The sequence below is a fragment of the Streptomyces sp. NPDC002265 genome (genome assembly GCF_040296125.1).
Taxonomy (GTDB): domain Bacteria; phylum Actinomycetota; class Actinomycetes; order Streptomycetales; family Streptomycetaceae; genus Streptomyces.
The window spans coordinates 1-12,429 of the sequence record NZ_JBEOWS010000300.1 but is presented as its reverse complement, the minus strand read 5'-3'; the positions used below and the strand labels follow the sequence as shown (position 1 = coordinate 12,429).

Annotated in this window: 11 protein-coding genes and 1 pseudogene; 4 read left to right on the top strand and 8 right to left on the bottom strand. The window is 68.1% G+C overall.

Translation table 11 applies throughout. The features are described 5' to 3' along the window. Nucleotides 1–589 precede the first annotated feature (589 nt). Nucleotides 590–842: pseudogene (locus tag ABT085_RS35795) on the top strand (ATP-binding protein); the annotation flags it as partial. A gap of 50 nt (nt 843–892) precedes the next feature. On the opposite strand, the gene ABT085_RS35790 reads toward ABT085_RS35795, so the two are convergent. The 4 genes from ABT085_RS35790 to ABT085_RS35775 form a co-directional block, all read right to left on the bottom strand. Beyond that, complete coding sequence (locus ABT085_RS35790; protein ID WP_351617727.1) at nt 893–1,402, bottom strand: hypothetical protein; 510 nt, start codon at nt 1,400–1,402, stop codon at nt 893–895. A gap of 225 nt (nt 1,403–1,627) precedes the next feature. Next, complete coding sequence (locus ABT085_RS35785; protein ID WP_351617724.1) at nt 1,628–1,798, bottom strand: hypothetical protein; 171 nt, start codon at nt 1,796–1,798, stop codon at nt 1,628–1,630. 404 nt (nt 1,799–2,202) lie between these two features. Further along, nucleotides 2,203–2,703 (bottom strand): hypothetical protein, encoded by a 501-nt coding sequence (locus ABT085_RS35780; RefSeq protein ID WP_351617722.1) that lies wholly within the window; start codon nt 2,701–2,703, stop codon nt 2,203–2,205. 323 nt (nt 2,704–3,026) lie between these two features. Next, on the bottom strand, nt 3,027–3,359 hold the full coding sequence (locus ABT085_RS35775; protein WP_351617719.1) for an SbtR family transcriptional regulator: 333 nt from the start codon (nt 3,357–3,359) through the stop codon (nt 3,027–3,029). A 251-nt stretch (nt 3,360–3,610) separates the two neighbouring features. Between ABT085_RS35775 and ABT085_RS35770 the strand changes: the two genes are divergently transcribed. Beyond that, nucleotides 3,611–4,099 (top strand): hypothetical protein, encoded by a 489-nt coding sequence (locus ABT085_RS35770; RefSeq protein WP_351617717.1) that lies wholly within the window; start codon nt 3,611–3,613, stop codon nt 4,097–4,099. On the opposite strand, the gene ABT085_RS35765 is transcribed toward ABT085_RS35770, so the two are convergent. After that, nucleotides 4,018–5,004 carry a replication-relaxation family protein gene (locus ABT085_RS35765; RefSeq protein WP_351617714.1) on the bottom strand — a complete coding sequence of 329 codons (987 nt, stop codon included), beginning with the start codon at nt 5,002–5,004 and terminating at the stop codon, nt 4,018–4,020. The genes ABT085_RS35770 and ABT085_RS35765 overlap by 82 nt on opposite strands. A gap of 782 nt (nt 5,005–5,786) precedes the next feature. Here ABT085_RS35765 and ABT085_RS35760 point away from each other — a divergent pair. Continuing rightward, the gene (locus tag ABT085_RS35760; protein WP_351617711.1) at nt 5,787–6,164 is read left to right on the top strand and encodes a hypothetical protein; all 378 of its coding nucleotides are present in this window, start codon (nt 5,787–5,789) and stop codon (nt 6,162–6,164) included. Between the two features lie 304 nt (nt 6,165–6,468). On the opposite strand, the gene ABT085_RS35755 is transcribed toward ABT085_RS35760, so the two are convergent. The 3 genes from ABT085_RS35755 to ABT085_RS35745 all read right to left on the bottom strand — a co-directional run bounded on the left by ABT085_RS35755 (nt 6,469) and on the right by ABT085_RS35745 (nt 10,436). Then, nucleotides 6,469–6,597 carry a hypothetical protein gene (locus ABT085_RS35755; protein ID WP_351617709.1) on the bottom strand — a complete coding sequence of 43 codons (129 nt, stop codon included), beginning with the start codon at nt 6,595–6,597 and terminating at the stop codon, nt 6,469–6,471. A gap of 306 nt (nt 6,598–6,903) precedes the next feature. Next, nucleotides 6,904–9,726, bottom strand: coding sequence for an FtsX-like permease family protein (locus ABT085_RS35750; protein ID WP_351617706.1), 2,823 nt, complete (start codon nt 9,724–9,726; stop codon nt 6,904–6,906). Between the two features lie 5 nt (nt 9,727–9,731). Then, a complete protein-coding gene (locus tag ABT085_RS35745) occupies nt 9,732–10,436 on the bottom strand; it encodes an ABC transporter ATP-binding protein (RefSeq protein ID WP_351617704.1) in 705 nt (234 codons plus the stop codon). Between the two features lie 86 nt (nt 10,437–10,522). Here ABT085_RS35745 and ABT085_RS35740 point away from each other — a divergent pair, with 86 nt between their 5' ends. Beyond that, nucleotides 10,523–11,152 (top strand): PadR family transcriptional regulator, encoded by a 630-nt coding sequence (locus ABT085_RS35740; protein WP_351617701.1) that lies wholly within the window; start codon nt 10,523–10,525, stop codon nt 11,150–11,152. Nucleotides 11,153–12,429 lie beyond the last annotated feature (1,277 nt).

Here is a 12,429-nt window from a genome sequence, read left to right as displayed (position 1 = left end):
TGAACGTCATCTACGCCATGCTCCGCGACCGCCGCCCCTACGAAGACCGGCCTCAACTTCGTCTCGTGGCTTGACTTCAACATTAGGCAGCCACCTTGGACCGTTTGTTCGCCTCGCGCAGCAGAAGCAGCATCAGATCCTCGTCGCGGCTGGCTGGCTGGGGCAGCTGCAGCGGGGTCTGGGAGGCGCTGGGGCGTCATCGGCAGTACTTTTCACCCCAAGACTCCATGGGAGTGCCTTTCTGCCGGCCATCTCTTGGGCCGCGCGGTGGTCAGTGGACCGGGCACTGGCTTCGACGATCACGGCTCTCGGCCGTAGCCCCGTTGAGAATCCGCAGGCCAGGTCATATTTCACTCTCAATGCACGATCACGGAAAGGAACATGTCAGAAGCCGCCCATCACGCCTGTCTCTGCCGCAGTCATGGCTGCCGCGGAGGCAGCGACTGCGGCCGCTGCTGCAGCGGCCCGCCGCCGCTGCTGTGGATCACGTGGAGAGCTGGATGTTCGGCCAACGGGCACGCCCGGCTGGGCGGACGGGGACGGGAGACCGACACTGGAAACGGTGCACGGCGTTTCGTCCCCGACCCAACACATGGAACTCGACCGCCACGGCGCCGAACTGCTCTTCCGGATCCTGACCGAGCGTGAGGAGAAGAACAGCGTCGCCATCGCCTGCGGCGAGGTCGTTCGGCGGCTGGACCAAGACCTTGACCGACACCCGCCTCCGCGCGGTCCTTGTCGGCCGGGTCGCCTTCAACGGCACCGTCATCGAAACCGGCACCGACTCCTACCGGTTCGCCGGCACCCGCACCCGAGCCGCAGCACCGGCCGAGGCCGGCTGACCGCTGAGGGCTCCGATGCGATGGTTCTCTGCCCTGCTGACGGTGGACCGTCAAGCGCTGCTCCAGGGAACATCCGGAGTGAGCATTTCGTGGATACAGCGGCGCAGCCCGCTGCTGTAGTCGACCGGGGGGAGCCATGGCACCTGTTGGAACAGCTCGCCGAGCTGGTCGGTGTCGCGGTCGGTGAGGAGGGTGCGGAGTTCGTCGGGGACGGGGTCGGTGACCAGGCACAGCCAGGCGAGGGCGGCGCCGACGCGGGTCTCGGGGGGTTGGGCGGCGTCCGACCACAGGTCCCGGGCCCATGCCGGAGCGTGTTTGTCCTGGTGTTCGCGGGCGAGCTGGGCGATCGCCAGGATCAGGCTCGCCCGGACTGCCGGATTGTCCTCCGCTGCAAGCCTGCGGTGCAGGGCTGAGGAGATGTGCGGGATCTCGCCGGTCGCCACCGCCAGGACGAAAGCGGCTGCGGAGCGGACATCGGCATCGGGGTCGCGGAGAAGCGGGAACAGCAGGTGCAGGTCGGCCGTGATGGCGTCGCGAGCGGCCTGAATCGTCCAGTCCACCGGGCACATCGTGGTGCCCTCCACCAACTCTGGATCCTCGGCGACTTGGAGAAGGCCTTCGCGTCTGCCATCCCCGAAGTGCTGGCATCGTGCGATCTCGGCGACCAGTTGGAGGGTGTCCGCGCGAGGCCCGCAGGACCCGGTGGCCGCAATCCGGAGCAGGAACGGCACCGCCAGTGCTCCCACCGCGATCGTGCTGCCCTGGTGGTGAAGGCGATCCCACAGCTACCCAAGAGCCCGGTCGGCCGCTTCGGCGTCCTCGGAGGCAAGCGTCGCCAGGCGGACGGGAATCTCCTCGCCCGGTCCGTAGAAGTGCGGGAACCGCTGCCAAGGGATCTCGTCGTATCTGAACCCGTCCTTGACTTCCCGCGGGATCGCGCCCACGACCGTTCGCATGTCGCAATCCGTGCCGGCCCACCGTTGCGGCCACCCGGCCCAGTGGTCATCGTCCATGGCCTGGCCTCCCGGTCCGCCGACAGCATCCGAACACCGGGAGTCTAAGGACTGATGATCAAGAGCGCGGTCGCCTTGTGCCGTACTCCGGTGGCACCACACGTCCGTGACGTCATTACTCGTGAGCACCTGCAGCACTCAAGATCGCCAACTGCTGCCCGAACCGCTGATCCAACGCTGCTACTCCACTGGAGTTCCTACAGCGGGAGTACGCGATTGTGGACAGCATCATGAGGCCTCGTGCTGGGTGTTCGCCGGAAGCGGCTCTGGCACGACGCGTGTGAAGTGGCTGCTCAGGGCCACGCATGCGGCTGCCCCCTGCCAAGATCTGCGATCCCGTTGCGTGGTCAGGACACGGCCTTGTCCCGCAGGAATCGGGGAGCCTCGGTGACGTTGGCCATGGGCAGGTCTTCGGCAGCGATCAGGCCGACCTGGGCTAGCAGGGCTGCTTGGTCCCAGTAGATCCGCTCGCTCTCCATCAGGTCGTCGCGGAATTTCACGACCACCACCAGCGGCAGTTCAATGCTACGGCCGGTCGCAGCCAGCCCGGGCAGTAGGAACGGGATCTCCTGGTCGTGAGGCATCCGCATGATGATCTCCTCGACGATGAAGTCGCTTCCGACCGACCGGTGCGCTGTCTCCATGGTGGTGTTCTGCGGAATGCCGGGGATGAAGACGTCGCGGTAGTAGTCCCGTAGGTAGTCCTTGCCGAAACCACCGCTCATCGTCGGCAGATGCATCACACTGGCGTCCTGCACCATGGTGGACACTGCCAGGTCGGCGTCCTTGATGACGAACTCGTACGCCGTGTGCTGCTCCCACAGCGTGACCATTTCCTCTTGGTTCACGATGTCTCCTCCGTAGATCTGGCCCGTCGGCCGGGGCTCCTCGCTGGTCACTCCCAGCAGATCAACGAGGATCGACGTGGATGGGATGCGACCAGACGTCGCCCGAACTACGCGAGCCGTCCTGGTGGCTCGGGCTCCGCCCGCCTGCGCTTGTTCGGGTCCAGGGCCGAATGCGGCTGCCAACCTGTCGTCTCGTCAATCGCATCTCGGAGGTTGACGAGGACGACGGTGGACCACTCAGTGTTACGGCATCACAGAAGTTGAGTCGGAGTCCCGGAAGCGACAGCACCACTGCCCGGCGCGGTGTTGGGTCCTTCTGCGATTCAGCTCTCCGCTTGCCGGGCCCTGGTGGTCGGTCCTGGGGTGACGAGGGTGGGCCAGCGGGCGCGGGCGGCAGGCGGCTGGTCGGTGGGCGCGGTGGAGAACAGCAGGTAGATGTCGCTGACGGTGACATTCGGATCGATGTCTCCGTCGGCCTGGCCGGCTCGGATGAGGGCGGCGACAGCGGCGCTCCCGCGGTCCTCGTCGGCGCGGTCGCCCGGCTCGGCCCCCAGCGTCTGGGCGGAGGCCTTCAGGGCGTGGTCGGTCACGGACTGCTCGATGACGCGGTCGAGGAAGGCGGTCAGTGCGTCCAGGGCGCGGTCACCGGCGGTCACGTGGGCGAGGACGGCCTCGGCGTCGTCGGCGACGTGGGCGCATCACCCCTCGCGCCCAGGAAACCCGACCGGACACCGTTGCGTCCACCGGTCGCCGTGTTCGCGAAACAGCCCGCGAATGATGCGTATTACCCCCGTCGACCTCGGCGGGCGGGCGTGAGCAGGTCTGTCGATCCTGAAACCGGGAGATGGATGAGTAGCGGGGTCACCCCGGCGCACTCGATCGTCTCCTAGTTGTAGTGAGGACTCGCATGAGCACTGTTGTGTCGCTCGTCGTCGCCGGCCTCGCCTTGGCGGTATCGGCCTTCGGCTCGTACGTCGCGTGGTTGAGCCTGGAAACCGCCCGGAACGCCAGCAGGGCAGGCCACATTCAGAACCTCTTCACCGCCAACCAGGCCGCGCTGCAATACCCGGAACTCCTCATAGACGTGCACGGCATCGACCCCGCTCTACCCCTGAGGGAAGCACGGGCACTCGTGTACCTGAGCATCCTGCTGGACGGCTTCCAAGTGGCGCACGGCCGCCACCACCGCGGCGACTATGCCCAGATGGCCGAGTTGATGAAGCGGGAAGGCGACTCCCTTCGCCGCGTCTTGGCGATTCCCAAGAATGCCGAGCGCTGGCCAATCGTCAGGGATCACTCATACGGGGACTTCGATCAAGGGTTTATTGCCGCCATCGACGACCTCATCGCCCACGAGCGAAACCTGGCGGCCCGAGGAACAACCAACACAGCCTGACCGTGCTCGGGACAGTGCCGAGTCTTCAGGCCGTGCGGGTACTGCCGGGCCGTCCGTCTGGTGCGGGAGTGCCGTTCCGGTGCGGGTCGCAGCTGGGTCCACGGTTTGGGGTCGCCGCTGGTCAGAGGCGTCCAGACATCGCCGGTGGGCCCTTGGTGTTCGAGGTCGTCGAGGGTTGCCGCGCCCAGCGGCACCTGTTGGGCCAATGTGCCCACGAACGGGTGCTGGGCGACCATCGCCTGCAGGTCGCCGATCCGGTTGCCCATGACGTGGGGGGTGGTTGTGGTGAGGACGGACAGGATGCGGGGGAGGACGGGGTACCGGCGCAGCCAGGCGGCGCCGGGTACGGCGGGTTGCCGTGTGCGCTGCCGTTCCACCTGTTGCGGCTCGTGGGACCACAGTCGTGCGTATTCGATGAGTTCTGCTGCGAGGCGTTCGCTGCTCGTGGTTGTCCGGTCGGCCTCGACGAAGGCCCTGAGTTTCGTGCGCCGGTCCTCGCCGGTGAGTGTGTGGTGCATGAGTGCGTCCGTGATGATTTTCTCGCTGTCGCCGAGTGGGTGGGAGACCTCGAGTGTCCAGTCGAGGTGGCCGTGTTCGTCGCCGCGTCTGCGGGCGTCGGTGACGAACGCCAGGTGGGTGCGGAGCACGGTGAGGGGGTGTGGTGTTTTGAGCGGGGCGGCGGTGGCCGAGGTGATCGGATAGGGCGGCCGGCCTCGTAGTGCGGGGAAGTCGCGTGCCAGCCGGGCTCCTTGGCTTGTCAGGTACCAGGCGCGGGTGCGGTTGGACTGTGGCAGCACCGTGTAGTCCACGAGGCCGTTGCGGCGCAGTTTGTTCAGCGGCGCCGAGACGGTCTGCCGCGTGGTATCGGGCCGCAGCAGGTCGTGGAGCTGGCTCGTGGTGGCCATCCGGTGCTGCCTCAGTACGGCCAGGAGTTGATGCGGCAGCGGCTCGACCGGACTGGGGGTGTGACCGGAGGAGGCGGGGTCTCGAAGCTGGCGGTCACCGGTATCCCCTCTTCTGCAGGTGCACGGCGGGCGGGGTGGCGGGGGAGGAGGAAACTCGCCGGCCCTGACCAGAGCACCGACCATAGGGTCCCGACCGCGGTCACGATGGGGACACAAAGTCCGTGGTCGGGGGCCATGGTCTGGGTTCCAGTGGTGGTTGCCATCGCAGTTCAGAAGTGGCAACGGGCTTCGAAGCTTGGGGGCCTGGAGGCTCCAGGGCAACAAGCCGTTGATCGAAGAGCGTGAAACGTACTTCCTCCTTGTGATTCAAGGAGCCTCCTCGTCCACTGCGGTGAAGATGTCCTCGACGAGGCGCTCGGCCGTCCGTGGTGCTTTCGGACGGATCAGGTCCGTTCCCTGGATATGTAGATCACATGTAAGTTGTGGATCTCTCAGTATGAATCTGGTCGCTCTGTGGTGTCTCGCGGCCGGGCCAGGAGGAAGGTGCCCAGGACGTGACAGAGGTTGTGCACATTGCGCTGGATGGGGACCTTGTTGCGATGTGTGATGCGCCCCTGATGCGTGGGGCTCCTCGTGCGGACGAGCCGGAGCGAGCATCGTGCCAGGAGTGCATCGACACGTACATTGAGGGTTGGGCGGCGGTGCAGGAGGACCTTCGGGCAGGGGTTCCGCCGCTGCCCGGGTATCCGCCGTCCTTGGGCCGTCCTGCAGTCGTGCGGTACATGGCGATCGGCGCTGCTGTCGCACTGGCCGTGGCCGGGGTCGTCTACTGGGGCACGTCCGGTGACGGCGGGAGCGAAAACAGCAGTATCGCCGTCACGGTGGTCGATTGCTCGCAGATGCAGCTGTACGCCTCCCAGGACGGCGGGCCGTTGCTGCCTGCCAGGGTTGCGCAGATTCAGTTCGTGAACGAGGCGGACGACACAGAGAGTTTTGCGGTCCAGGTCGACGGTGTGACGCTGCAAGGCCGCAACGGCGATCCGGCGCGATACACCCTCACGCCCCACGACTCGAGGGTCGTCAGCTTTCCGATGAACCCGACCAAGTACGGCAACAGCGAGGGAGCCTGCTACGCGCTGAACGCGCGCGCAGCCCGGTAGCCCTTGGTCCTCTTGCGGCTGCGTCGCCTTCCCGTGCCGCCGTCATTCTGACGCGGTCCGCAACAGCCACTCGCGGCTTGCGCCGCTCGCGGCATTCCCTGTTGGGTGTGGATCCTCTCGGGGGACGGTTGAGCTGGGGTTTTGCGGGTGAGGTGGTCGCCGACGCCGGAGCCGTCCTCAGACTCCGCGCCGTCCAAGCCAACGGCGACTTCGACGACTACCTCACCTACCACCACACCCGCGAACACCAGCGCACCTACCCCCGACCAGCACGACTACCAACTCGGCGCCTGATCAACGGCCTTCACTCGACAGGATCCGCACCCTCGGCCAGGTGCCGGCCGATCCGGTCGATCACTGCGACGTGGTGGGTCAGGCCGTGGGTGTCGACTCCGCCGGTGATCTGCCGGCCGTCGAGCGTCATGCTGGTCATGTCCGTCCCTGCGTGTCCGGTCCGAGGGCGGCACGCGCCGATCGCGCGGGTGGACAAGACAGTGACGGGGCTTCTGGACCAAGCTCCTGACTTGTTGAATTGAGCCCAGATGCTCGGTCTGCAGCCGTAGCGGCCAGGTTGTCGGTCGGCACGGGCCCGCAGTGCTCCTATGAAGTCACAAGCGCCCGTCCGGCCGCGTGCGTGGTGACACCCGATGGGCCGACAAATCCCCAACAGGACAGTCGAGACGTCAGCCAGTCGGAGGGTCAGACCCATCGGCAGCGTCACCACGTCGCGTCCTCGCTGTCAGTCGGCGGCGAGCAGGTGGGCGGGGGCGATCCGGGACAGCCCCCGGATCGGGACTGTCAGAGCTGCGCTCACCAGGGCGGTCGCGGCAAGCGTGGCCAGCAGTGCGGCGCCGGCGACCGCAAGGAGGTGTCCGTGCAGCACGCCCTGACCGAGCGACAGCACCACGAGCAGGCCGGCCACCGCACCGGTCAGGCCGCCCAGCAGAGCCAGTCCGATCCCCTCGTACAGGGTCAGCATCGCCAGCTCGCGGTTGGTCCAGCCGGTCGCCCGCAGCACCGCGAGATCGGCGGCGCGCTCGCGCTGCGAGATGATCAGTACGTCGATGGCGCCGGCGGCACCCAGCAGCAGGGAGAGGGCGACGCTGAGGTAGTCGGCCCCGCGTGCCTGCGCCACCACGGCGTTGCCGAGCAGCGAGCCGGCCGCCTCGCCGCGGAAGGCCAGTGTCAGGGCGAGCAGCACGGTGAAGGCGGCCACTCCCAGTGCCAGCCCTGCCGCGCCCAGCAGCGTGCGGCCCCGCACCCGCAGCAGGTTGAGCACGGCCAGTCCGGCCACCGAACCCACCGGGCGGGAGCGGCGGGCCGCGGTCACAGGGGGTCGGACGGCTGCCATGGGCCCCAGCCGGGCGGCGAGCCAGGCGGGGATCAATCCCGCCGCCAGGGCCACGAGGAGCGCCACCGGCAGGACGAGGAGGGACTTGGCGCCGGCGTCGGGCTGTCCCAGCATGCGGCCAAGGCCGTAGGCGAGGACCGTGCCCGCGGCTCCGGCAGCGAGGCCGATGACCGCCAGTTCGCCGAGGACCAGGCGGAGTACTTCACCGCCGCTCCAGCCCAGGCAGCGCAGCGTGCCGATCTCGGTGCGGCGTGAGCGCACCGAGGCCAGCGCCGCCTGCCCGAGGAAGAGCGCGCACACGACGAGGACCAGTACGAAGAGCACCGCGCTCTTGGTGTCCACCGCCCTGAGGATCCGCAGTGCCACGCCCTTGGCGACCCAGCGCTCCGTCACGTGTGCCGAGGGACTCAGCGCCACCGTCTGCGGGGCGGGGGAACTGCCGACGGTGACGTCGACCTGGAGCCGGGGGTAGGCGGCCCGGATCGCCCCGGCCACGGCGTTCACCCGGGCACGGGAGGCGGTGTCGACGCCGCTCACGCCGGCCACCCGGATCCTGATCGCGCTGACCGGCGCCTTGTCCTGCAGGCTCGGGACCCGGCGGCTCTTGGTGAGCGCGGTGATGGAGTCCATCGTCGTCAGCATGGTGGGCGGCGGGCTGGCGTAGCCGCCCAGGTTGCGATCGGGCCGCAGCGGCTTGTCGTGGAGCACCGCGCGCGTGGTGGGGTCTGCGCCGGTGACCTGTGGCGACTGGTAGGTCTCCAACGGGACGTCGGACAGTGCCGAGAAGCCGCGCAGTTTGCCGGTGTCGTAGCGGCCGACCAGGCGGACGAAGGGATTGGGCAGGCGCCCGGAGTCGACCTGATCGCAGTGTCCCAGGCCGAGGCAGTCCGTGGAGGCATGGCTGATCACCTTCCGGTACTGCTTGCCCTGGTTCTCCTCGGGGACGTAGGGGACGGGCTGCTGTTCTTGGTTGGTCACCCACAGGCCGGGCTTCTGCCGCGGCTGTGCCTGCACGGCGAGGCTGCCGTCGGATGTCCGGCGGTAGGTGACGGGGCCCACCGTCCAGTAGGCGCCGGTGTCGAAGGAATCCTCCTCCAGCGCCTTCCGGTAGCCCTTGCTCAGATCGACGCCGACCTTGCCCACACGGGTCCCGTGCAGGCCGCGGACGAAACTGGCGGCTGTCGGATTGCCCAGTTTGGAGGGCAGTTCGGCCGGGTCACCGACATCGAGCCGCTCGACGGCGGCGTTGAGCGTTCCGGCGGTCAGCGGGCTGCTGCTGAGCAGCGCCGGGATGTACGAGTCGTGCTGTCCGTGGACGCTCTTGGAGGACGGCAGCGTCCATGGCTTGTCCTGCTCGGTGAGCATGCGGCCCGAGGTGATCGCGCCGCCCAGGCCCACCAGGCGGTTCTCGGCCTCAGGATCGACGGCGGACAGCAGCACGGGGTAACTGACCGGAACGTCGATGGTGGCCTTGCCCTGCCCGGACTGACAGTTCATCCATGAATTCAGGTCCCGGTCGAACGCCGACCTGTCCCTGAGATCCTCGGCGATGAGGTTCGGCCTCATCGGCAGTTGCAGGTTGAAGTCCGTCTGCTCGGTCTTGTCCCGGTTGAAGTAGAAGCAGACGTCGTACTTGCCCTTCAGCTGATAGCGCTGGGTGCTCTTGTCGACCGCGCCGTTCTCCAGGGTGTCGGACTGGAAGAGCTGATCCGGCGACGACCCCGACGTCAGAGGGGAGCGGGTGAGGTAGACGTACTCGTCGGAGGTGCGATAGGCGCCCAGTCCGGCCGTGAGCGTCGGGCTGATGCGCAGGATCTGCCGGGACGCCTTGCTGTCCAGGAAGCGGGAGACGTCCACGGTTACGGTGCTCATCACCATGAGGTACCCGATGTTGGCGACCGGTGCGGCCACGTCGATCCCGGCCATGCCGCGGATGCGCCGGTACTGGTCCATGGTGATGCCGCCGAACGTGCCGGACAGGAAGTTCGGCTCGACCAGTCCGCTCTGCCGTTCCACGTCCGTCTGCGAGTTCGGCGGGCGCACCAGGACGTCGTAGGCGGACCGTGCGTTCTTGCGGACCGTGCCCACGGTGGTCGCCCTGCTGGTGCTCACCGTCGTGGTCAGCAGGGTGAAGCTGGTCGCCGCCACCAGGATGCCGGCTGCCAGGGCCAGCGCCCGCCCGCGCCGCCGCCGGAGCTGATCGAGGATCATCGTTATCACGGGCGCAGGCCCCCCAGCCGGTTCAGCACGTCGCCGGACGGAGTGACCCGCTGGTCGGAGATGATCCTGCCGTCCTGCAGACGCACCACCCGGTCGCCGTTGGCGGCGACCTCCGCGTCGTGGGTGGCGATCAGCATCGTCATCGCGTACCGCTCGCGCAGCGACATCAGCAGATCGATGATCTCCCGCCCGATGACGCTGTCCAGGTTTCCGGTCGGCTCGTCGGCCAGCAGCAGTCCCGGCCGGTTGACCAACGCGCGGGCGACGGCGACGCGTTGCTGCTGGCCGCCCGACAGCTGCGAGGGCAGGGCGTCGGACCGGTCTCCCAGGCCGACCGCTTCGAGCAGTTCCATGCCGCGCTCGCGCCGGTCGAAGTCCACTCTGCGGGGCAGGACGGGGGCGAGCACGTTGTCCAGCGCGGTCAGCGCGGGCAGCAGATGGAAGCGCTGGAAGACGAAGCCGATACGCCGCCGGTGGCGGTCGAGGTTCCGGGGCACCAGTTTCGTGCCGTCGATCTCGACATGCCCCTCGTCGGGCTGGTCCATACCGCCCGTCACATGCAGCACGGTGGACTTGCCGGCACCGGAGGCACCGGTCAGCATCACCACCTCGCCGGCCGCGACCTCCAGGTCGATCCCGTCCAGAGCGGTCAGCCCGGGATATCGGCGGCTCACCCCGCGCAACGCCACGCTCACAGCCATAGATGCAGCCTCACCCTCATACATTGTCGCAATTCAAGGGTATGTTGTCACAATGCAGGAGGGAGCAATGCCGAAAGGAGAGGTATATGCCGCTCCACCACGCAGTACTCGCGCTGCTGACCCAGCGGCCGAACCACGGATACGAACTCAAAGCCCGGTTCGAGGAGGCCATCGGCCCGCAGTGGGGCGGCCTGAACATCGGCCACCTCTACCAGATCCTCGAACGACTGGTCCGTGACGGCTATGTCTCACGCTCACAGGTCACGCAGACCGACCGGCCCGACAAGAACCTCTACACACTCACCGAGGCCGGCAGGACCGAGCTGAACACGTGGGCGACCAGCGCCTGGGTACGTACCGGCGGCTTCCGCGACGAGCTGTTCCTGAAACTCCTCGGCGCCGTCGCCCTGGGCCCGCACGCCCTGACCACACTGATCGAGGCACAGCGGCAGACGTACCTGTCCGAACTCGCCGGCCTGGCACAGCAACGCCGGGCCCACGCCGCCGAGCCGCTGGTCGCGGTCCTGATCGACGCCGCCATCGCGCACACCAAGGCCGACCTCGGACTGCTGGACAGCGCCTCGGCACACCTGGCGCCGCTCGCCGCGGCCCAAGACGCACAGGCGCCGCAGCGTTCACAGCCCCAAGGATCCGGCGGCACGGACACCACCGGCAACGACAGCGGCAGGAGAGGACGTCGGTCGGAGTCCGCATAGCCGACGCCGGGTTCTCGCGGCTGTCCTGCGCAACCGCTGAACGCAACCCGAGCGCGCAGCGCCCGGCCGAGGCTGTGCAATCGGGCTGCGCCGCCGGTGCGGACCGTGCGGGACGCAGACCCCGGCTGCTGTAGGACGTGGGCCTCCACCCCGCCGACCGTCCGGAAGGAACCAGCCCATGTCCGGCAGGCACTGTGCAGTCGTTGAACCCCGTCGACTCGGAGCCTGTTCAGGGCGACGTGAGAGTAGTTGGCGTGTGCCGTCCATGCGCGCCTTACGTACGGGCACGCTTGTCAGGTCGAGTCTGCTGTCGGGCAGGTTCGTCGTTGATGTGCTTGCGGATCTGGCGGTACAGCCCCGCTACCTCCTTGGGGATCTCGGCGTGGCGGGGGCGAGTTGTGCGCGGAGTCGGTTCACACGGCCGAACTGGCCGGTGGCGCGGGCCGCGAGCCGGTCCAGGGGCGCTCGGCGTCAGCCCCTGGCTGTCAGCGACCAGGAGCGCTTCTCGTCGTCCGGCCGCCCTTGAACGCCGGCGAGCGCTGAGGTGCGGAAGACCGGGTTGGTGAGCAGTGCCTGCACGTGGAAGACCGTGGCCTGGTCTTCGAGGCGCCCAGGGCGACGGGGCCGGCCGTGATCGCGGTGAACAGGACCAGGCGCGACAGGCGCACGCGCTCCCTGATCCTCTGCAACTTGACGCCTGCGGTCATCGGGGAAGCCCGTCGCTCTCCGGGCTCAGCTTGCCAGGGGGGCGTGCTCCAACTCCCAGGCTGGGGCGTGTGCTTGCTGGCCTTGCGGAAACCCGTCGACCCCGACCAGTGCGCCGACCATAAGCTCCCGACCACGGTCACGATGGGGACACGAAGCTGGTGGTCGGGGTCGTGGTCGGCCTGACCGCAGCTTCGACCATGGCCGCGGACGGCGACCGGGCAGGACAGCACCGGACATCGCCGTGAAGGTGGTGAGGTTCGGGGCAGAGGGAGAAGCCGCCGAAGAGCCGGGTTCGGTCCGGCTCCACGAAGGAGACGGGCATGGCCCAGTTGCGCATGGCTTGGCCGAGTGCGCAGCCCGACGTCGATGGCGCCTTCCGGCTGTGCGCTGTGAGCTGCGCATGCCGAATGCGCACAGCCGGGAGGCGATGCGCAGTCGACTGCGCAACGAGGGCCGCTGCCGTTGCGCATACTGCGATTGTGCATCCTTCGGCAGACACGGGGGCGACGGTGATGGCCGGTGCCGCGGGGCTGTGTGGTTTCGCGGCGGGGAGGGGTGGCTGGCCTCTC

Bases quoted from the DNA above. Each gene is read 5' to 3' on its own strand.
- ABT085_RS35785 (WP_351617724.1), bottom strand. From the start codon at position 1,798: ATGCGAACGGTCGTGGGCGCGATCCCGCGGGAAGTCAAGGACGGGTTC.
- ABT085_RS35770 (WP_351617717.1), top strand. From the start codon at position 3,611: ATGAGCACTGTTGTGTCGCTCGTCGTCGCCGGCCTCGCCTTGGCGGTA.
- ABT085_RS35765 (WP_351617714.1), bottom strand. From the start codon at position 5,004: ATGGCCACCACGAGCCAGCTCCACGACCTGCTGCGGCCCGATACCACG.
- ABT085_RS35760 (WP_351617711.1), top strand. From the start codon at position 5,787: ATGGCGATCGGCGCTGCTGTCGCACTGGCCGTGGCCGGGGTCGTCTAC.
- ABT085_RS35755 (WP_351617709.1), bottom strand. From the start codon at position 6,597: ATGACCAGCATGACGCTCGACGGCCGGCAGATCACCGGCGGAGTCGAC.
- ABT085_RS35750 (WP_351617706.1), bottom strand. From the start codon at position 9,726: ATGATCCTCGATCAGCTCCGGCGGCGGCGCGGGCGGGCGCTGGCCCTG.
- ABT085_RS35745 (WP_351617704.1), bottom strand. From the start codon at position 10,436: ATGGCTGTGAGCGTGGCGTTGCGCGGGGTGAGCCGCCGATATCCCGGG.
- ABT085_RS35740 (WP_351617701.1), top strand. From the start codon at position 10,523: ATGCCGCTCCACCACGCAGTACTCGCGCTGCTGACCCAGCGGCCGAAC.